General features: G+C 60.8%; 14 protein-coding genes, 1 other RNA gene and 1 pseudogene. 14 read left to right on the top strand and 2 right to left on the bottom strand.

Translation table 11 applies throughout. From position 1 onward, the window contains the following. Window positions 1–235: 235 nt before the first annotated feature. From AC1RAC_RS18310 to ligA, 4 genes are all read left to right on the top strand, one after another. A complete protein-coding gene (locus AC1RAC_RS18310) occupies window positions 236–895 on the top strand; it encodes a GntR family transcriptional regulator (RefSeq protein ID WP_034128379.1) in 660 nt (219 codons plus the stop codon). 2 nt (window positions 896–897) lie between these two features. Then, the gene (gene smc, locus AC1RAC_RS18305; RefSeq protein WP_054921729.1) at window positions 898–4,386 is read left to right on the top strand and encodes a chromosome segregation protein SMC; all 3,489 of its coding nucleotides are present in this window, start codon (window positions 898–900) and stop codon (window positions 4,384–4,386) included. 259 nt (window positions 4,387–4,645) lie between these two features. Further along, window positions 4,646–5,509, top strand: a complete 864-nt coding sequence (gene zipA / locus AC1RAC_RS18300) for a cell division protein ZipA (protein WP_054898611.1) — start codon at window positions 4,646–4,648, stop codon at window positions 5,507–5,509. 87 nt (window positions 5,510–5,596) lie between these two features. After that, the gene (gene ligA / locus AC1RAC_RS18295) at window positions 5,597–7,963 is read left to right on the top strand and encodes an NAD-dependent DNA ligase LigA (RefSeq protein WP_034128382.1); all 2,367 of its coding nucleotides are present in this window, start codon (window positions 5,597–5,599) and stop codon (window positions 7,961–7,963) included. A gap of 120 nt (window positions 7,964–8,083) precedes the next feature. Here the strand turns inward: ligA and AC1RAC_RS18290 are convergent. After that, a pseudogene (locus tag AC1RAC_RS18290) lies at window positions 8,084–8,203 on the bottom strand (outer membrane lipoprotein carrier protein LolA); the annotation flags it as partial. A 47-nt stretch (window positions 8,204–8,250) separates the two neighbouring features. Here AC1RAC_RS18290 and AC1RAC_RS18285 point away from each other — a divergent pair. The 5 genes from AC1RAC_RS18285 (at window position 8,251) to AC1RAC_RS18265 (ending at window position 13,521) form a co-directional block, all read left to right on the top strand. Continuing rightward, window positions 8,251–9,417, top strand: a complete 1,167-nt coding sequence (locus tag AC1RAC_RS18285; protein WP_236281957.1) for a zinc-binding metallopeptidase family protein — start codon at window positions 8,251–8,253, stop codon at window positions 9,415–9,417. Between the two features lie 98 nt (window positions 9,418–9,515). Beyond that, window positions 9,516–9,612, top strand: an RNA gene (ffs, locus tag AC1RAC_RS18280) — signal recognition particle sRNA small type. A gap of 150 nt (window positions 9,613–9,762) precedes the next feature. Next, window positions 9,763–11,724: a hypothetical protein gene (locus AC1RAC_RS18275; RefSeq protein ID WP_492616872.1), complete on the top strand. Its 1,962-nt coding sequence runs from the start codon at window positions 9,763–9,765 to the stop codon at window positions 11,722–11,724. Between the two features lie 158 nt (window positions 11,725–11,882). Continuing rightward, on the top strand, window positions 11,883–12,929 hold the full coding sequence (locus AC1RAC_RS18270; protein ID WP_034128386.1) for an N-acetylmuramidase family protein: 1,047 nt from the start codon (window positions 11,883–11,885) through the stop codon (window positions 12,927–12,929). 1 nt (window position 12,930) lies between these two features. Beyond that, window positions 12,931–13,521, top strand: coding sequence for a hypothetical protein (locus AC1RAC_RS18265; RefSeq protein WP_089041915.1), 591 nt, complete (start codon window positions 12,931–12,933; stop codon window positions 13,519–13,521). 141 nt (window positions 13,522–13,662) lie between these two features. Here the strand turns inward: AC1RAC_RS18265 and AC1RAC_RS18260 are convergent, their stop codons facing one another. Next, complete coding sequence (locus AC1RAC_RS18260) at window positions 13,663–14,526, bottom strand: LysR family transcriptional regulator (protein WP_060772981.1); 864 nt, start codon at window positions 14,524–14,526, stop codon at window positions 13,663–13,665. A gap of 98 nt (window positions 14,527–14,624) precedes the next feature. On the opposite strand from AC1RAC_RS18260, the gene AC1RAC_RS18255 reads away from it, so the two are divergent. From AC1RAC_RS18255 to recR, 5 genes are all read left to right on the top strand, one after another. After that, window positions 14,625–15,566: a DMT family transporter gene (locus tag AC1RAC_RS18255; protein WP_181124892.1), complete on the top strand. Its 942-nt coding sequence runs from the start codon at window positions 14,625–14,627 to the stop codon at window positions 15,564–15,566. A gap of 77 nt (window positions 15,567–15,643) precedes the next feature. Then, window positions 15,644–17,719 (top strand): DNA polymerase III subunit gamma/tau, encoded by a 2,076-nt coding sequence (gene dnaX, locus AC1RAC_RS18250; protein WP_034128390.1) that lies wholly within the window; start codon window positions 15,644–15,646, stop codon window positions 17,717–17,719. 43 nt (window positions 17,720–17,762) lie between these two features. Further along, window positions 17,763–18,101, top strand: coding sequence for a YbaB/EbfC family nucleoid-associated protein (locus tag AC1RAC_RS18245; protein WP_003193199.1), 339 nt, complete (start codon window positions 17,763–17,765; stop codon window positions 18,099–18,101). A gap of 140 nt (window positions 18,102–18,241) precedes the next feature. Next, the gene (gene curA, locus AC1RAC_RS18240; protein ID WP_034128391.1) at window positions 18,242–19,276 is read left to right on the top strand and encodes an NADPH-dependent curcumin/dihydrocurcumin reductase; all 1,035 of its coding nucleotides are present in this window, start codon (window positions 18,242–18,244) and stop codon (window positions 19,274–19,276) included. Between the two features lie 66 nt (window positions 19,277–19,342). Continuing rightward, window positions 19,343–19,945 carry a recombination mediator RecR gene (recR, locus tag AC1RAC_RS18235; RefSeq protein WP_014719453.1) on the top strand — a complete coding sequence of 201 codons (603 nt, stop codon included), beginning with the start codon at window positions 19,343–19,345 and terminating at the stop codon, window positions 19,943–19,945. Window positions 19,946–20,056: the final 111 nt, after the last annotated feature.

Below are 20,056 nucleotides of genomic sequence, written 5' to 3'. Positions count from 1 at the left end.
AATCTAGTCATGTCTGACTTTTCGGTCAATGTTTTTCTGACCTAAGGGTCAAGAAAATACGATCACAACACTTTCAATTATGGTTCAGTCTTCTGGAACCGGCGTTTTTGGCGGCTTACAGGCTTTCAACGTTGCTTATTTCGTGCCAAATTCGCCAAGGTTGGCGTAGCGCCATCAGCGGGCCAATGCGCTACACTGCCGCGCTTGTACCGATAGCAGATTTCGAAGGGAAAACATGACGTTCAAGGCGCCGGACAGTCTCGCCGAGCAAATTGCTCACCACCTCGCCGAACGTATCATTCGCGGCGATCTCATGCCTGGGGAGCGAATCCAGGAACAGAAAGTCACGCTGGCGCTCAACGTCAGCCGTGGTTCCGTGCGCGAAGCTTTGCTGATCCTTGAGCGCCGCCATCTGATTGCGATCCTGCCGCGCCGTGGCGCCCACGTCACCGAACTCACCGCGCACAAGGTGCAGAGCCTGTGTACGTTGATGGGCGAGATGTACATCCTGCTCGGCAATGCGGTTGCCGAAGGCTGGCAGACCCAGGCCGACATGGCGCCGTTTCTGCAGATCCAGCAACGCCTTCAATTGAGCCTGGAGCGTGAGGACATCCGCGCTTTCGTCGAAGAAAGCTTCAATGTGATGCGCGCTGCGTACCCCTTCGCCAACAACCCGTATTTGCAGGAAACCGTCGAAAACCTGCAACCGGCGATGAACCGCGCCTATTACCTGGCGCTGGATCAGCGCAAGGCGTCCATGAGCGAGTTCCTGGCGCTGTTCGAGCAATTGCTCGCCGCAGTACTGGCCCGTGACCTGGTGCAGATTCGCCTGGTGCTCACAGCCTATTGCCAGCGCAGCAGTTCGCTGGTCATCGCAGCCTTGGCGGACGCCTAAGCGTGCGGCTCAAGTGCATCAAGTTGGCGGGGTTCAAATCCTTTGTCGACCCGACCACCGTCAACTTCCCCAGCAACATGGCGGCGGTGGTGGGGCCCAATGGCTGCGGCAAGTCGAACATCATCGACGCCGTGCGCTGGGTGATGGGCGAGAGCTCGGCGAAAAACCTGCGCGGCGAGTCGATGACCGACGTCATCTTCAACGGCTCCACCAGCCGCAAGCCGGTGAGCCAGGCCAGTATCGAACTGGTATTCGATAATTCCGACGGCACCCTGATCGGCGAATACGCAGCCTACGCGGAAATTTCCATCCGTCGTAAAGTCACCCGCGACAGCCAGAACAGTTACTTCCTCAACGGCACCAAGTGTCGCCGTCGCGATATCACCGATATCTTCCTTGGCACTGGCCTGGGCCCGCGCAGCTACTCGATCATCGAGCAGGGCATGATCTCCAAGCTGATCGAAGCCAAGCCCGAAGACCTGCGCAACTTTATCGAAGAAGCGGCTGGCATCTCCAAATACAAGGAGCGCCGCCGCGAGACTGAAAACCGTATCCGCCGCACCCACGAAAACCTCGCCCGGCTGACCGACCTGCGCGAAGAGCTGGAGCGCCAGCTCGAACGCCTGCACCGCCAGGCCCAGGCCGCCGAGAAGTATCAGGAATACAAGGGTGAAGAGCGCCAGCTCAAGGCGCAATTGTCGGCCCTGCGCTGGCAAGCATTGAATGACCAGGTGGGCCAGCGCGAAGCGATTATTGGCACCCAGGAAGTCAGTTTTGAAGCGCTGGTGGCCGAGCAGCGTAATGCCGACGCCAGCATTGAGCGCTTGCGTGACGGCCACCATGAGTTGTCCGAGCGCTTCAATCTGGTGCAAGGCCGCTTCTATTCGGTGGGCGGTGACATTGCCCGGGTCGAGCAGAGTATCCAGCACGGCCAGCAGCGTTTGCGCCAGTTGCAGGATGACTTGAAGGAAGCTGAACGCGCGCGCCTGGAAACCGAATCGCACCTGGGCCATGACCGTACCTTGCTGCTGACCCTGGGCGAAGAGCTGGACATGCTCACCCCCGAGCAGGAAATCACCAGCGCCGCCGCCGAAGAAGCCGCCGCCGCCCTGGAAGAATCCGAAGCCACCATGCACGGCTGGCAGGAACAGTGGGACGCCTTCAACCTGCGATCCGCCGAGCCACGCCGCCAGGCCGAGGTGCAGCAGTCGCGCATCCAGCAGTTGGAAACCAGCATGGAACGCCTGGCCGAGCGCCAGCGTCGGTTGCAGGAGGAGCGCGTATTGCTCGCTGCCGATCCGGAAGACGCGGCGATCATGGCGCTGAGCGAACAGCTGGCCGAAAGCGAAATGACCCTGGAAGAGCTGGAGGCCAGCGAAGAACAGCAAGTGGAGCGCCTGGAGCAACTGCGCCAGCAATTGCACACCGCGACCCAGGCGCAGCAGCAAGCCCAGGGCGACTTGCAGCGGCTCAATGGTCGGTTGGCTTCGTTGGAAGCCTTGCAGCAGGCCGCGCTCGACCCAGGCACCGGCACCGCCGAATGGCTGCGCGACCAGCATTTGGCCGAGCGCCAGCGCCTGGCTGAAGGCTTGAAAGTCGAAGCCGGCTGGGAACTGGCGGTGGAAACCGTGTTGGGTGCCGATCTGCAAGCGGTGCTGGTGGATGATTTTGCGGGTTTCGACCTGGTCGGGTTTGCCCAGGGCGATTTGCGCCTGCTCAGCCCGGCGCCCGAGGGTGCACGGGTGCCGGGCAGCTTGCTGGACAAGGTCGAGGCGGCGATGGATCTGTCGCCATGGCTGGGCCAGGTCAGGCCCGTGGAGACCCTTGAGCAAGCCTTGGCCCAACGCGGCCAATTGGCGGCCGGCGAAAGCTTGATCAGCCGCGATGGTTATTGGGTCGGCCGCCACTTCCTGCGCGTGCGCCGCGCCAGTGAGGCGGAAAGTGGCGTATTGGCCCGTGGCCAGGAAATCGTCAACCTGAGCGCCGAGCGTGAAGAACGCGAAGCCACACTGGAAAGCCTGGAAACCGAACTGCAAACCCTGCGCGCTACCCAGCGCCAGCAGGAAACCGGCCGCGAACACCTGCGTCGGCTGTTGCAGGACGAAGCGCGCCAGCAAGGCGAGTTGAAAGCCCAACTTTCCGCGAGCAGGGCCAAGGTCGAGCAATTGACCCTGCGCCGCACCCGTCTTGACGAAGAAGTGGCCGAGATGGGCGAACAGCGCGCCCTGGAACATGAACAGATCGGTGAAGCGCGCCTGCACTTGCAGGAGGCCCTCGACAGCATGGCCCTGGACACCGAACAGCGCGAGTTGCTGCTGGCCCAGCGCGACAGCCTGCGCGAGCGCCTTGACCGCGTGCGCCAGGAAGCCCGGCAGCACAAGGACCACGCCCATCAGTTGGCCGTACGCCTGGGCTCGTTGCGCGCCCAGCATGATTCCACGCGCCAGGCCCTTGAGCGCCTGGAGATGCAGTCCGAACGCCTGACCGAAAAGCGCGAGCAACTGAGCCTCAACCTGGAGGAGGGCGAGGCGCCGCTGGAAGAGCTGCGCCTCAAGCTTGAGGAATTGCTCGACAAGCGCATGACCGTCGATGTCGAACTCAAGACCGCCCAGATCGCCCTGGAAGACGCCGACCGTGAACTGCGCGACGCCGAAAAGCGTCGCACCATGGCCGAGCAGCAATCGCAGTTGATCCGCGGCCAGCTCGAACAACAGCGTATGGAATGGCAAGCCCTCACCGTGCGCCGCAAGACCTTGCAAGACCAATTGCTGGAAGACGGCTATGACCTGCACGGCGTGCTCAACACCCTGACCGCCCAGGCCAACGAGAAAGACGCCGAAGAAGAACTTGAACGGATTGCCGCACGTATTCAACGCCTGGGCGCGATCAACCTCGCCGCTATCGATGAGTACCAGCAGCAGTCCGAGCGTAAACGTTATTTGGATGCCCAGGACGCCGATCTGGTTGAAGCCCTGGACACCCTGGAAAACGTGATCCGCAAGATCGACAAGGAAACCCGCAACCGCTTCAAAGATACCTTTGATCAGATTAATGGCGGTTTACAGGCGTTATTCCCAAAAGTTTTCGGTGGTGGCAGCGCCTACTTGGAACTGACGGGCGAAGATCTACTCGATACAGGGGTAACGATCATGGCGCGGCCTCCGGGCAAGAAGAACAGCACCATCCATTTATTGTCTGGCGGCGAAAAAGCCCTGACCGCATTGGCCCTGGTATTTGCCATCTTCAAGTTGAACCCGGCGCCGTTCTGCATGCTCGACGAAGTTGACGCGCCGCTGGATGACGCTAACGTTGGACGCTACGCTCGGTTGGTCAAAGAGATGTCCCAGACCGTGCAGTTCATCTATATCACCCACAACAAGATCGCCATGGAAATGGCCGACCAGTTGATGGGGGTGACGATGCATGAGCCGGGATGTTCGCGATTGGTAGCGGTGGATGTGGAAGAGGCGATGGCGATGGTGGAATCCTGAGCCACGCTGGGAGAGAGAATTTACAGCACGCTGTAGGGCGATTTACCGGCCTGGGGAAAGTGGCAAATGGACATATTTGTTCAAGGCATTTTGACAGACGGTGTAAAGTTATCTTTGGTCGTGCTAGTTTAATGTCAATTTTTCGTGTGCGTGGGCAAAACGTCAGTCAGAACATAGAGTTGGCGCCACGTTTTAAAGCGGTTTGCACGGTGCTAAACCCCTTATTTTTCAGCATTTTTTATTAGAGGCACGGGATTACATGGAAATCGGTCTGCGCGAGTGGCTGATCGTCATCGGCATTATTGTCATTGCCGGTATTCTTTTTGATGGCTGGCGCCGCATGCGCGGTGGCAAGGGCAAGCTCAAGTTCCGGCTGGACCGAAACCTGTCCAACTTGCCTGATGACGACGGCGCCGCCGAGCTGCTGGGGCCGCCCCGTGTGCTGGATACCCATAAAGAGCCGCAACTGGACGAGCACGACCTGCCGTCGATGAGCGCCCCGCTGCGTGAAGCCCGCGAGCCGTCGTCCAAGCGTGGCAAGCGCGGTAGCGCGGCGGTTGCCGAGCCGCACCAGGGCGACCTGAACCTCGACGTCGATGATGGCCCGAGCTTCAGCAGCCGCGATGACGATTTCCCGGACGAGACGTCCGCCAAGAGTGCGGCGCGCCAATCGGTCAACGATCAGCCGGCTGCCGAAGAAGTCCTGGTCATCAGCGTGATCTGCCGCGACGCCGGCGGTTTCAAAGGCCCGGCACTCTTGCAGAACATCCTCGAAAGCGGCCTGCGTTTTGGCGAGATGGATATCTTCCATCGTCACGAAAGCATGGCCGGTAACGGCGAAGTGCTGTTCTCCATGGCCAACGCGGTCAAGCCGGGCACGTTCGATCTGGACGATATCGACCTGTTCAGCACCCCGGCGGTGAGTTTCTTCCTTGGCCTGCCAGGCCCGCGTCACCCCAAACAAGCGTTCGACGTGATGGTGGCCGCTGCCCGCAAGCTGTCCCAGGAGCTCAACGGCGAGCTCAAGGACGACCAGCGCAGCGTGCTCACCGCCCAGACCATCGAACACTACCGTCAGCGCATCGTCGAGTTCGAGCGTCGCGCCCTGACACAGAAACGCTGAGGATCGATCTTAAGCGTTGTCTGTAGAATCCGTGCACTAACATATTGAGCAGCTTCGGCTGCTCTTTTGCTTTATGAGAGAACACCCATGACCGCCGCCCAAACCCGCATCCTCGAACTGCGCGCTGAGCTGGATCAGCACAACTATCGCTACCACGTCCTCGACGAGCCGAGCATTCCGGACGCCGAATACGACCGCCTGTTCCACGAGCTCAAGGCCCTGGAGGCCGAGCACCCGGAACTGGTGACGCGTGACTCACCGACGCAGCGGGTCGGCAGTGCGGCATTGTCGGCGTTCACCCAGGTCAAGCACGAGATCCCGATGCTCAGCCTGGGCAACGCCTTCGATGAAACCACCATGCTGGAGTTTGATCGCCGGGTCACCGAGGGCCTTGATCTGCCGGTGGGCGATCTATTTGGCGCTGGCGCGGCGGTGGAATACAGCTGCGAGCCGAAGCTGGATGGCCTGGCGGTCAGCCTGCTGTACCAGGATGGCGAGCTGGTGCGCGGTGCCACCCGGGGCGACGGCACCACCGGCGAGGACATCAGCGTCAATGTGCGCACCGTGCGCAATATCCCCCTGAAACTGCACGGCACGGGCTGGCCAGCCACCCTGGAAGTGCGCGGTGAAGTGTTCATGTCCAAGGCCGGTTTCGAGCGGTTGAACGCCTCGCAACTGGAAGTGGGCGGCAAGACCTTCGCCAACCCGCGCAACGCCGCGGCGGGCAGCCTGCGCCAACTGGATTCGAAGATCACCGCCAGTCGCCCGCTGGAATTCTGCTGCTATGGCATCGGCCAGGTGACCGCGGATATCAGCGACACCCATATCGGCAACCTCAAGCAGTTGCAGAAGTGGGGTATGCCGATCAGCCACGAATTGAAGCTGGCCAAGGGTATCCAGGAATGTCTGGACTACTACCGCGACATCGGCGAGCGCCGCAATGCGCTGGGCTATGAAATCGACGGCGTGGTGTTCAAGGTCAACAGCATTGCCTACCAGCGTGAACTAGGCTTCCGTGCCCGCGAGCCGCGCTGGGCGATCGCGCACAAATTCCCGGCCATGGAAGAACTCACTGAGCTGCTCGACGTGGAGTTCCAGGTCGGTCGTACCGGTGCGGTCACGCCGGTGGCGCGCCTCAAGCCGGTCAAGGTGGCCGGCGTGACCGTGTCCAATGCCACCCTGCATAACATGGACGAAGTGGCACGCCTGGGGCTGATGATTGGCGACACCGTGATCATCCGCCGCGCCGGTGATGTGATTCCGCAGGTGGTCTCGGTGGTCACCGAGCGCCGCCCGGAAAACGCCCGCGCCGTGCAGATCCCGCAGAATTGCCCGGTGTGCGGTTCCCATGTGGAGCGCACGCAACTGGTCAAGCGTAGCAAGGGCAAGGAAACCGTCAGCGAAGGCGCGGTGTACCGTTGCGTCGGGCGCCTGGCCTGCGGTGCGCAACTCAAGCAGGCAATCATTCATTTCGTCTCGCGCCGGGCCATGGACATCGACGGCCTGGGCGACAAGACCATCGAGCAACTGGTGGATGAACAGCTCATTGGTTCGCCGGCCGATCTCTACAAACTCAAATATGAACAGATCATCGACCTGGAAGGCTTTGCCGATATCTCCAGCAAGAAGCTGATCAGTGCCATCGAAAACAGCAAGACCCCGACCCTGGCACGCTTTATCTACGCCTTGGGCATTCCCGATGTGGGCGAGGAGACGGCCAAGGTCCTGGCGCGCTCGCTGGCGTCCCTGGAGCGCGTTCAAAAGGCGTTGCCAGAGGTGCTGACGTACTTGCCGGATGTAGGTCTGGAAGTGGCCCATGAGATCCATAGCTTCTTTGAAGACGGGCACAACCAGCAGGTGATTGGCGCGCTATTGTCACCGGACGAATGCGGTTTGCAATTGCAGGAGCAGGGCGAACTCAGCGCTGAATTCGCCGCCAGCACCACCTTGGGCGGTTTGCTCGACAAGCTGCACGTGCCGTCGGTGGGTCCAGGTGCTGCGCAGAAACTCGCGGACAAGTTCGGTTCGCTGGAAGGCGTAATCAAGGCTGACTGGCTCGATATGCGCCAGGCGCTGCCCGAGAAGCAAGCCAAGGCTGTGCGGGACTTTTTCGATAATGCCGACAACGCCAGCCATGCCTTGGCCATCGAGCAGCAGCTCAAGGACTTTGGTATGCATTGGCAGAGCGAGAAAAAGGTCGTTGAAGGCTTGCCCGAAGCCGGGCACACCTGGGTACTCACGGGCTCCCTGGAGCTGATGAGCCGCGATGTGGCCAAGGACAAGCTCGAAAGCCTGGGGGCCAAGGTGGCCGGTTCCGTTTCGGCGAAAACCCACTGTGTGGTGGCGGGACCGGGCGCTGGCTCGAAACTGGCCAAGGCCAATGAGCTGGGCCTGAAAGTACTGGACGAAGAGGCCTTCGTCGCCTTCCTGGCCAAGCACAACATCACCGTCTGATTGATCGTCCCCACGCTCCGCGTGGGAACGCATCCTGTGACACTCCGCGTCACGGCCTTCGCGCAGATGCAGAGCGTCCAAGGCGGCATTCCCACGCGGAGCGTGGGAACGATCTCTCAACACTGTAGGAGCGAGCTTGCTCGCGAAGAACCGGAGGGCGCCGCTGTGAACCAGGCAGCCTGCGTTATCGTTAACGATCTTCGCGAGCAAGCTCGCTCCTACAGGGAGCAGTTGAACGATCCCGAGCGAGAAATGATCTAGTCTCTGTCACCCAGGGAGAGATCGCCATGTTCCGCTACTTCGAGCAACTCAGCACGCGCATCGCCGCTCCGTTCATGGCCGAAACCTCGCGCAACAGCAAGGTGTGGCAATGCCGGTGTGGCCAGTCGCTGTTCTTTCGCAACAGCCAGTGCCTGGCCTGCCAGGCGGCATTGGGCTACCAGCCGCAGCAAAGCCGCCTGTCGTCCTTGCAACCTGGGCCGGTGGTCGGTACTTGGCTGGCCGACGACAATCTTGATGCTGGCGCTTTTCGGCGCTGCGCCAACCTCGACTCACCGGCTGCGTGCAACTGGCTGATTCCTGCCCACAGCACCGCGCCGTTGTGCGTGGCCTGTAGCCTGAACCGCACCATTCCTGACCTATCAATTGCGGAAAACCCCGAACGCTGGCGCAAGGTCGAAACCGCCAAGCGCCGCTTGGTGGCGCAACTGATCAGCCTGGGCCTGCAAGTGGTGCCCAAGAGCGTTGACGAAGAGACTGGCCTGGCCTTCGACTTTATCGGTATCGACCTGGAAGGCAACGCGCCCACCACTGGCCACGCCAATGGGCTGATCACCCTGGACATCAAGGAAGCCGATGACGCCCACCGCGAAAAAGTCCGTGTACAGATGCGCGAGCCATACCGGACCTTGCTTGGCCATTTTCGCCATGAAGTCGGCCATTACTACTGGGATCGCCTGATCGCCAACAGTCACTGGCTCACACCTTTTCGCAACCTGTTCGGCGATGAACGTGCCAGTTATGCCGAGGCCCTCGACCGGCACTACCAGAACGGCCCGCGCCCGGACTGGCAACTCACCTGCGTGAGCGCCTACGCCACCATGCACCCCTGGGAAGACTGGGCCGAAACCTGGGCCCACTACTTGCACATGATGGACGCCGTGGACACGGCCCTGGGCTTTGGTATGAGCGCCCGCGAGATGGACCTGGATTACCAGCCATTCCCCCTGACCACGCTCTACGACCCGCAACACCCTGGAGGCCCGGCATTCCTTTCCTTCGTCAATGCCTGGATCGAACTGGCCGGCATGCTCAACGAACTGTCCCGCGCCATGGGCCAGCCGGATTTCTACCCCTTCGTGCTGCCGCCCGCGGTGATTGCCAAGCTGCACTTTATTCACTTGGTCATCCAGGAAGAGGGCGGCAGGGCCGATGGGGTTATGGCAAGTGCTTGAGCCTTCTCATTTTTTAATCCGGAACCAACGGTTGTAACTTCCGATGAGATGGGTACAATGGCGCGGCTTGCCGAGAGGCAGCGTCGTTATGGTGACCCCATCGGTCCCCCCGCAACGATTACCCGTGAACCTGGTCAGAGCCGGAAGGCAGCAGCCACAGCGGGAACATTGTGTGCCGGGGTGTGGCTGGTGGGGTTGCCTCCATAACGCTCCCTCCTGCAGTCCCTTCTGAAACTCAAGTTATTTTCAGCCAGTCATATGTGATGCTTCCTGCACAGTGCATGACGGTCATTTCGCGTCTAGTGGCATACTCCCAAGCGTCTCTTCCCCAGGCTACGAGGCTCTATGCACTCGGAACATTTCGACTTATCCAGCCCCGTATTCTTGCCGATCACCGAGCACACCTGTGCGGGTTTGTTGGGCGGCGAGGGTTTCGATGCGCTTGTAGCCCTGAGTGAGCCGCAATTGGCGGCGGTGCTGGTGATCCAGAACCTGGCGCAGGTGCCGGAAAGCGACCTGAGCGCCAATGGTGCTGAAAAAGTGTTGGCCAAACTGATTGACTGGGCAGTCGATGCCAGCCATTCGGCCAGTGTGTCCCTGCTCTCTGAAGCGCAGCGGCTGTTCGATCAGAGGAAGCTGTACTTCGGCCTCAATGTGGTCAAAAGCCTGAAGCTGCGCTTTCTGTTGGAGGAGGAAGTACAGGCGCGGGACTACCTGTTGCCCAGTGGCAAATGGGATGTCGAATATAAAGTCCGCCACCTCAAGGCCAATGATCCGTTCAGCCAGCAGGTGATCACGCCCAGGCATCGCGAGCGCTGGTTGAGCGCCGAGCAAGACAAACTGCTCAGAACCTTCCGTGCCAACCTGAACGAAGACCTGCATGTGCAAGGCTACGCAGGCATTGGCAAGAGTCACCTGCTGGTGGCTTTGCTGGAGCACCTGCGCCCGGAAAAGACCTTGCTGCTGGCACGCACCCCGGCAAAACTCGAAACCCTGCGTGCGCGCATGGTGGGAGCGCGGGAGCGTAAGGCCGGGCATACCTTTCAGGACTTCGCCCATGCTCTATTGCATGGCCCCAGGCCAAAGCCGCTGAATACGCCGGTGAGGGTGCCGACCAAGCAGGCGCTCGCTCAAGAACTGAATATCTTTGGTTTCCGCCGCCTGGAAGGGCAAGCGGTGGTGGAGGTGTGCCTCAAGGTGCTTGAGGCCTACTGCCGCTCCTGGGAGTACAGCTTGTCGGCCCAGCATTTGCCGCATTTCAAGCAACCGCTCGCCGGCGTCGATGCCAGGGTGCTGCTCGAATATGCCAGCCGGTTGTGGGGCTACCTTGAGGCGAACCCGGCCTGGGGCCGGCATACCGGGTTTGAAGCCTTGTTGATGATCAAGCGCGCCAGCCTTGCAGGCTGCGTGGTGCCCGAGCGCTATACCCACGTGCTCATCGATGAGAGCCAGGACATCCCGGCGCCGCTGTTGCAAATCATCGAGCGCGGGCGCCACGTGCTGATCACTTTGGGGGATGAATATCAGCAGGCCAGTGGCGGCGTGGTCAAGCGTGCCCGTGAGGTTCGCCATACCGACGTGTGCTACTCCGTGCGTTCCGGGCGCAATGTCGAGCGCCTGGTCAACCCGTTGATCAGCTTGCACTCGGAAAAAAGCAAATCGCTTTTCGAGGGCGCGCGCGATGCCGATGTCGGCATTGAGTTTTATCCGCAGGGTTTCGTACCCCCGCAAGGTTGCGTGGTGTTGACCGCTTCCCATTGGGACACCATGCAGTGGGCGATCCAGTTGAGCCACGCCCGCTGTGCGTTCGGCCTCGCGAGCAAAGAGGCCCAGCAGTCGCTCAAGCATTTCATGGACACGGTCATCGCGTTGTTCAAACCCGATTTCTATAGCAATGAGTTCAATGACCTCGGCCCCCATGCGTTTTTCAGCGACATGGCCGATTGGCAGCAGGTGCGCGAAGCCTGTCAGTTCGATGAGGCGTTTCTGTGGGTCGAGGCCGAGCTGGAAAAAGGTTTTAACGTGGCGGATGTCACGCGTTTGAACAGGTTGATTGGCCATCCGGACGAGCGCGTCCTGTTGATGCTGGCGCAGGATGCGGGCGGCATGGAGTTCGACCGGGTATTGCTTACCCCGGAACTGTTGACCAATGTGAAGTTCCAGGACGCCTACGCGTTCGATCAACGACTCTGTGCGGTGTATATCGCGATTTCACGGGCCAGGGTGCAGTTGTATCTGCCCTACGATGTGGTCGAGTGGCTCGACTACCACAAGTATCAAAAGACCCGTGAACCCCACGGTTACTGACGGATTTAATCCGGCTGTTTCACAACTTTCATAACGTCCTCTGGACAATCCGCAGACCGCCTTGTTAGCTTGCGCCGGCCACTTGTTTCAGAATATGACAGGGGCGTGGATTTGATATTGAAGTGCTATCGCTTCTTTCACTCACAAGGATGTCTGTCATGAAAAGCCTGCAAGGGTTGCCTCGTCTTATCAGCGCGTCGGTAGGGACGCCCGGCAAAGCCCGCAACTTGCCCGCCGATGTTCAGTGCATCCAGTATTTATTCAATTTGATCATTCCCAAGATGGGGTTTGCCTTGCTGGAAAACGGCAAGTGCGACGGCCAGTTGGTGCAATGCATCAGCCAGTATCAGTTTCGCCATCTCAAGTACGCCCATCCCGATGGCGTGATCGACCCCACCGGGCGGACGTTCAACAGTCTGATCGAAGAGGCGCTGAAGGTACCGGTGCGGGCTTTTCCCAATACGCGCATTCCGACGTTTCTCAACATTTTCGGCAATAACAACGTCGATGCGGTACAGGCCACGGTCAATGTGTACCTGGACCGCGTGCGTGCGGTGATCGAGGCCGAGCGGCGTAACCGGCAGTTGATGATGCAGTCCACCTGCGATGGCGGGACGACATTGAGCGACACGGATTTCCAGAACGCCGCCAAGCAATTGGGCAACGGCATTTCGGTGAATGTGGTCAAGGCGTTCGCCACGGTGGAGTCGGGCGGGAAAGTGGGGTTTGGGCCGGCCAAGTTGCCGATCATCGCTTTTGAAGGGCACCACTTTCGCAAGTACACCAAGCACATCTACGACCAGTCGCAGCCGTTGCTGTCGTATATCTACAAGAAAAAAGCCGGCCCGCAATGGCAGACGAACAACAAGGATCAGGTCAAGGCCTGGGAGACCATGGCCACTGCCTTTGCGCTGGACCAGGAAGCGGCCTTGATGTCGGCCTCCTGGGGCATGTTTCAAATCATGGGGTTCAATTTTGCTGCGTGCGGATTCAAGACGGTGTTTGAGTTCGTGGCGTCATTAAAGATCAATGCCGGTAACCAACTCAAAGCCTATCTCAGCCTTTGCAGCCACAACTCGGCATTATTGAGTGCCATGAAAAACAAGGATTTTACCGCCATGGCCCGAAACTATAACGGCGATGATTACGGCAACTATGACGTCCTGATGAAACAAGCCTACGAAGCCTTTGAAGGGAAGAAATAAGATGATTCGTTATCTGGCGATGGGAGTGTTGTCGTGGTGCGCCGTGGCGCCTGCGTTGGCCGGCTCGGCGGCGTTGCATTCAGGCAAATATGAAGGGCTGATGCTGGCGGTGACGCCGGGGCATCAGGTGGAGGGTTTCTACCAGGAGTCGATGGGCGAGGGTGTGGCCCGTGGTTGCACGTTCTACTTGCAAGGCAAGCCCGAAGCGCTCACCACCTGGCTGGACGCTGCCTACCCAGGCAGGGTGGCAGCGGCGTCCGACGGGGTGACCCTGACCGTGGCGCAGGGCCGTCAACACCCCGGCTGCATCAATGTGCTGATGCCGGAAATCGCCACCGGCCTGGAGCTGAGCCAGACCGCCAGCAAACAATGGATCGGCTTGGTGACGGTGTCTGCCGACAAGGCTTACTTGCTGAAAACGCCGGGCGCCAAAGCGGCAAAGCGGCCCTACATCGTCAAGCATGACGTGGTGGGCGTACTGGCGTTCAAGGACGGTTGGGCGCAGGTGGAATTCATCAACGCTGATGACCGTTCGTTCACGGGCTGGATCAGCCAGGGCCAGTACGCACGGTTGGCTGCGCCGAAGCCCTGAATTGTAGGAGCGAGCTTGCTCGCGAAAAACGTCAACGATAACGCGTGCCTCCTGAATAAACGCGGCGCTTGTTAGTTTTTCGCGAGCAAGCTCGCTCCTACTTGGTATCAGGGCGATTTTCGTCGCACATTTAGGACTGTGTCAGCCAAAGGTCTCGCGCAGTAGCCCGGCAAACGCATCTCGCGCCAGGTGCCGCTGGGTGTCCGTGTGCCAGAACAACAGGTTGTCCACGGGCGCCAGTGCTTCAAAGCGATACGATGCCAGCTGATTGGCCTGTTCATAGCGCGCCAGGATCCCCTCGGGCGCCAACGCCACGCCAATCCCCGCGCTCACGCATCCGATGATCGTGCCCCAACTGGCGTAGCTGGCGATTGCTGGCTTGATGTCATGGGGCTTGAGCCAGTTTTCCAGGGCGGCGCGATAAGGGCAGCCCGGCGGCCACACCAGCAGGGTTCGGCCGGCCAGGTCCTCGGCACTGTTGATAGGTGCGCTGCACGCGCTGGCGATCAGCACCAGGCGCTCGCTGTAGACCACGCTCTGTTCCAGCTTCGTGCGTTTGCCGCCGGCAGCCACCAGCGCCACATCCAGGCGGTGGTGCTGCAGGTCGTCCAGCAGTTGCGCCCAGGCACCGGTGACCAGTTCCAGGCTGACATCGGGATAACGCCGGTGGTATTCCGCCAGTAGCGGCGGCAAGCGCCCGCTGGCGCTGGATTCCACCGCACCGATGCGCAAGGTGCCACGGGGAATGGCGCTGGCATCCACGGCACGTTTGGATTCATCCACCAAGGCCAGGATACGTTCGCAGTAATCCAGGAAGATCTCTCCCGCGGCGCTGATCGCCAGCCCTCGGCCAGCACGGATAAACAGCGGTGTGCCCAACTCGCTTTCCAGCTGCTTGATGCGCGTGGTGATATTGGACGGCACGCAGTGCAATTGCAGCGCAGCCTGGGCCACGCTGCCGGTTTGCGCCACGGCTCGCACCATTTTCAGTTGGGCCAGTTCCATTGCTCAGTTCCAATGATTTCAGAAGTCAGAAACGCTTAATTGTCCTATGCCTGGCCTGGGCCAAGACTGGCAGCATTCCTTTTGCGTGGATGCTGTCGATGAATACTCCGTCACCTTTGAAGCTTACGCTAGTCATTGCCAGCGTCATCCTCTGTTGGGCGTATTCCCCCATCGGCGTACACATGGGGCTGCACAGTTACAGCCCCGGCCAATTGGCGCTGCTGCGGTTTTTGATCGCGTCGGTATTCATGGGCGGCGTGGCCTCGGTGGTGGGAATTGGACGGCCACCATTGCGCGACCTGCCGTGGTTGTTGGTGCTGGGCTTTTTCGGGGTGTTCCTGCACCACACCAGTCTCAATTACGGGCAGCAATGGGTGACGGCGGCTGCGTCGAGTGTGTTGGCACAGTCGGCGCCGTTGTTCAGTGTGTTGATTGCGTTTTTGTGCTTGAAGGAGCAGGTCAGCGCCTGGCGCTGGGGCTGCGTGCTGTTGGGGTTGGCCGGCGTAGTGGTGGTGATCTGGGGCGACCGGGGCATAGGCGATATCAACCCACGGGGTTTGCTGATCTTGTTGGCGGCCTGCTCATGGAGTGTGTACTTCGCCATTCAGCGACATTACGCCCATCGCTACAGCCCGTTGACGATGGCGTGCTACATGGTGTGGTCCGGCACCCTGATGCTGTGCGTGAACCTGCCGGGCCTGCCCGTCGCCATCGTGCAGGCACCGATGGTGGAGAATCTTGCCGTGCTGGTGCTGGGCATTTTTCCCAGTGCCTTGGCCTATCTGGCCTGGGGTTACGTGTTGAAGCACGTCGAGGTCAGTCGTGCGTCGGTGGCGATGTACCTGATTCCACCGGTTGCCATGCTGATGGCCGCCACGCTGCTTGGCGAACACGTCACCCTGCAGGTGATGCTGGGCGCGGTGATCGTGCTGGCAAGTGTCGCCGCTATCAGTCTGGAAGGGCATTGGCGCTCCAAGGTGCCAGCAAAACGCCCGCAGGTACCCTCCGGGAGGCCAATCGAACAAGCTTCGTCAGATTAGACGAGCGTGCCGGATGCAATTTCCCCCTTGCTCCGCTAGCATTACCGGCTTCTGCTTCCCAGTTGCGACGGTTTTCGATGAGTTATCAGGTTCTTGCACGTAAATGGCGCCCGCGCTCGTTCCGCGAAATGGTCGGCCAGACCCATGTGCTCAAGGCTCTGATCAATGCCTTGGACAGCCAACGGCTGCACCACGCCTACCTGTTCACCGGTACGCGTGGGGTGGGCAAGACCACGATTGCGCGCATCATCGCCAAGTGCCTGAATTGTGAAACCGGTATTACCTCGACGCCTTGTGGCTCCTGTTCGGTGTGCCGTGAGATCGACGAGGGGCGTTTCGTCGACCTGATCGAGATCGATGCCGCGAGCCGAACCAAGGTCGAAGACACCCGCGAGCTGCTGGACAACGTGCAGTACGCGCCGAGCCGTGGCCGCTTCAAGGTCTACCTGATCGACGAAGTGCACATGCTGTCCAGCCACTCCTTCAACGCCTTGTTGAAAACCCTGGAAGAGCCGCCGCCCTACGTCAAGTTCATCCTGGCCACCACCGACCCGCAGAAACTTCCGGCAACGATTTTGTCGCGGTGCCTGCAGTTCTCCCTGAAAAACATGACCCCCGAGCGTGTGGTCGAGCATTTGACCCATGTGCTGGGTGTCGAGAACGTACCGTTCGAAGATGACGCGCTGTGGTTGCTGGGCCGCGCCGCTGATGGTTCGATGCGCGATGCCATGAGCCTCACCGACCAGGCCATCGCGTTTGGTGAAGGCAAGGTCATGGCCGCCGACGTGCGCGCCATGCTCGGTACCCTGGACCACGGCCAGGTGTTCGACGTGCTCCACGCGCTGATCGAAGGAGACGCCAAGGCGTTGCTCGAAGCGGTGCGCCACCTGTCGGAGCAAGGCCCGGACTGGAATGGCGTGCTTTCGGAAATCCTCAACGTATTGCATCGCGTCGCCATCGCCCAGGCCCTGCCGGAAGGCGTGGACAACGGCCATGGCGACCGAGATCGCGTATTGGCCCTGGCCCAGGCCTTGCCGGCCGAAGACGTACAGTTCTACTACCAGATGGGCCTCATCGGTCGCCGCGACCTGCCCCTGGCACCCGACCCTCGGGGTGGCTTTGAAATGGTGCTGCTGCGCATGCTGGCATTCCGGCCGGCAGATTCGGCAGACGCACCGAGACAGCCGCTAAAGCCAGTGGGGATCAGCCAGGCCACAGTTGATTCCGCCAAACCAGTGGCTGGCGCGGCCGTTGTCGCGCCAGTAGTTACTGCGCCTGCGGTTGCTGTGCCTGAGCCGGTTGCGCCGGCACCTGAGCCCGAACCTGCGCCGGTTGCCGTCGCACCGGTGGTCGAGCCCGAGCCGGTCATCGAGCCCGAGCCCGTGGTCGACTTGCCTTGGAATGACCCGGTCGAAGCGCAAGTAGAGCCCGAGCAACAGCCCGCCGTGGAGCCCGTGCTGGAAACCACCGGCGAGCAACCCGAGCTGACGCCGATGCCTGCGCCGACTCCGGACAGCGTGGTGCCGGATGCCCCTGAGTGGGTATCGGCCCCCGTTCCTGAACCGACGGTCGCCCAGGTCGACGCGGCCACTCCCGGCATTGACCTGGACGACGAACCGCCGCTGGACGAAGACTACATCGAGCCGGACATGGATTCGGCCTACAGCTACCTGGACGATTTGGCCAGTGAGCACACCGCGGAACCTGCGCCCGAGCCCGAGGCAGAACCTGCCGCGGCCCCGGCTACCGGCCTGGCCCTGCAATGGCTGGAATTGTTTCCGAAATTGCCGATCTCCGGCATGACCGGCAGTATCGCCGCCAACTGCACCCTGATTTCCATCGAAGGCGACCACTGGCTGCTGCACCTGGACCCGGCCCATAGCGCCTTGTTCAACGCCACCCAGCAGCGTCGGCTCAACGATGCGCTCAACCAGTACCATGGGCGCACGCTGACCATCGCCATCGAGCTGATCAAGCCCGAGCAGGAAACCCCGGCCCAGGCAGCGACCCGTCGGCGCCTTAACCGCCAGCGCGAGGCCGAGGACTCGATCCACGCAGATCCGCTTATCCAACAAATGATGCAACAGTTCGGTGCGGTCGTCCGCCACGATACTATTGAACCTGTCGAAGCCCCGGTGCCCCAAGCGTCATGACACCGGGCTACTCATTGATCCACGTACTTTTGAGGTGATTCCCATGATGAAAGGTGGCATGGCCGGCCTGATGAAGCAGGCGCAGCAGATGCAGGAAAAAATGGCCAAGATGCAGGAAGAGCTGGCCAACGCCGAAGTCACCGGTAAAGCCGGTGGCGATATGGTCAGCGTGGTGATGACCGGTCGTCACGACATCAAGCGTGTCAGCATCGACCCAAGCGTATTGCCAGGCGTGGGTGAAGATGACCTGGAAATGCTCGAAGCGCTGTTCGCCGCAGCCGTCAACGACGCTGTGCGCAAGATCGAAGCCAACAGCCAGGACAAAATGTCCGGCGTGACCGCTGGTATGCAACTGCCACCGGGCATGAAACTGCCGTTCTGATACAGGTTTTAGCTAGACTCAAATGCCAGGCATCGCGCCTGGCATTTTTTTTGGCCGGTCGAAACATCGAACCCCAGGCCTTCACCGATGGTCTGCACCCTATACCGTTGAAACCACTCACCGATAAAGGAGCCCCGCTGATGCCTCAAGAAATGACGCTCAACCAACGCATCGTTCTGGTCTCACGCCCTCAAGGCGCACCCACGCCGGAAAACTTTCGCCTGGAACGTGTGAGCCTGCCGGACCTGGCAGACGGTCAGGTGTTGCTCAAGACCCTGTACCTGTCCCTGGACCCTTACATGCGTGGACGCATGAGTGACGCGCCGTCCTACGCCGCGCCCGTGGAAATCGGCGAGGTGATGACCGGTGGGGCTGTCAGCCGTGTCGAGCAATCGCGCAACCCGAAATTCGAAGTGGGCGACCTGGTGGTCGGCGCCACCGGCTGGCAAAGCCACTGCATTTGCGAAGGCCATAACCTGATCCCGCTGCCCAAGGGGTTGCCGAGTCCGTCGATGGCCTTGGGCGTACTGGGTATGCCGGGCATGACGGCCTATATGGGCTTGATGGATATCGGCCAGCCCAAGGCCGGGGAAACCCTGGTGGTGGCGGCTGCGTCTGGCGCAGTGGGGTCGGTGGTGGGCCAAGTGGCCAAGCTCAAGGGCTTGCGCGTGGTGGGCATTGCCGGTGGCGCAGACAAGTGCCGCTACGTGGTGGATGAGTTGGGCTTTGACGCCTGTATCGACCACAAGAGCGAAGATTTTGCCCATGAGCTGGCCCTGGCCTGTTTCAAAGGCGTGGACATTTACTTCGAAAACGTCGGCGGTAAAGTCTTCGATGCCGTGCTGCCTTTGCTCAACCCCAAAGCGCGCGTGCCGCTGTGCGGGTTGATTGCCGGCTATAACACCCATGAAGCGCCCAGCGGCCCTGACCGTTTGCCGGCCCTGCAACGCACCTTGCTGACCAAGCGGGTGCGCATCCAGGGCTTTATCGTGTTCGATGACTACGGCGACCGCCAGCCGGAGTTCCTCAGTGCCATGGCGCCTTGGGTGCGCGAGGGCAAGATCAAGTTCCGCGAGGACGTGGTCGACGGCCTGGAGCAGGCGCCCGAAGCCTTTATCGGCCTGCTCGAAGGGCGCAACTTCGGCAAGTTGGTGGTGCGCGTCGCGCAGGATTGAGTATTTGACGCTAATCCGGGGCGCGGGTATAAACCGCGTCTCGTTGTTTTGTCGGACCCTTCGCCCATGAGCTTCAGCCCCCTGATTCGCCAACTGATCGACGCCTTGCGCACCTTGCCCGGCGTTGGCCAGAAAACTGCCCAGCGCATGGCGCTGCAACTGCTGGAGCGTGACCGCAGCGGCGGCACTCGCCTGGCCCAGGCCCTGAGCCAGGCCATGGAGGGCGTGGGCCACTGCCGCCAGTGCCGCACCCTCACCGAAGAAGAACTCTGCCCGCAATGCGCCGACCCGCGTCGCGACGACACGTTGCTGTGCGTGGTGGAAGGGCCGATGGATGTGTACGCCGTGGAGCAAACCGGTTACCGCGGGCGTTACTTTGTGCTCAAGGGCCACCTGTCGCCGCTCGACGGTTTGGGGCCGGAAGCCATCGGTATTCCACAACTGGTGGCGCGAATCGAAGAGCAGGGCACCTTTACCGAAGTGATCCTGGCAACCAACCCGACGGTGGAAGGTGAAGCCACCGCGCACTACATCGCCCAGTTGCTGACCAATAAAGGTTTGATTACTTCACGGATCGCCCATGGCGTACCGTTGGGGGGCGAGCTGGAATTGGTGGACGGCGGCACCCTGGCGCACTCGTTCGCAGGCCGCAAACCCATCGCCCTCTAAAAGCCACTGCAATCTGGAGCTTCCTAACCCTGTAGGAGCGGGGGGGGGGGGGGGGGGGGGGGGGGGGGGGGGGGGGGGGGGGGGGGGGGGGGGGGGGGGGGGGGGGGGGGG

The sequence above is a fragment of the Pseudomonas sp. GW823-FHT02F05 genome (genome assembly GCF_058797315.1).
Note: the sequence above shows the minus strand (reverse complement) of the source record. Positions and strands in the feature narration are given on the sequence as shown.

Coding starts and splice junctions, on each gene's coding strand:
- zipA (WP_054898611.1), top strand. CDS start 4,646: ATGGAAATCGGTCTGCGCGAGTGGCTGATCGTCATCGGCATTATTGTC.
- AC1RAC_RS18245 (WP_003193199.1), top strand. CDS start 17,763: ATGATGAAAGGTGGCATGGCCGGCCTGATGAAGCAGGCGCAGCAGATG.
- AC1RAC_RS18285 (WP_236281957.1), top strand. CDS start 8,251: ATGTTCCGCTACTTCGAGCAACTCAGCACGCGCATCGCCGCTCCGTTC.
- AC1RAC_RS18275 (WP_492616872.1), top strand. CDS start 9,763: ATGCACTCGGAACATTTCGACTTATCCAGCCCCGTATTCTTGCCGATC.
- AC1RAC_RS18270 (WP_034128386.1), top strand. CDS start 11,883: ATGAAAAGCCTGCAAGGGTTGCCTCGTCTTATCAGCGCGTCGGTAGGG.
- AC1RAC_RS18310 (WP_034128379.1), top strand. CDS start 236: ATGACGTTCAAGGCGCCGGACAGTCTCGCCGAGCAAATTGCTCACCAC.
- recR (WP_014719453.1), top strand. CDS start 19,343: ATGAGCTTCAGCCCCCTGATTCGCCAACTGATCGACGCCTTGCGCACC.
- AC1RAC_RS18265 (WP_089041915.1), top strand. CDS start 12,931: ATGATTCGTTATCTGGCGATGGGAGTGTTGTCGTGGTGCGCCGTGGCG.
- AC1RAC_RS18260 (WP_060772981.1), bottom strand. CDS start 14,526: ATGGAACTGGCCCAACTGAAAATGGTGCGAGCCGTGGCGCAAACCGGC.
- curA (WP_034128391.1), top strand. CDS start 18,242: ATGCCTCAAGAAATGACGCTCAACCAACGCATCGTTCTGGTCTCACGC.
- AC1RAC_RS18255 (WP_181124892.1), top strand. CDS start 14,625: ATGAATACTCCGTCACCTTTGAAGCTTACGCTAGTCATTGCCAGCGTC.
- ligA (WP_034128382.1), top strand. CDS start 5,597: ATGACCGCCGCCCAAACCCGCATCCTCGAACTGCGCGCTGAGCTGGAT.
- dnaX (WP_034128390.1), top strand. CDS start 15,644: ATGAGTTATCAGGTTCTTGCACGTAAATGGCGCCCGCGCTCGTTCCGC.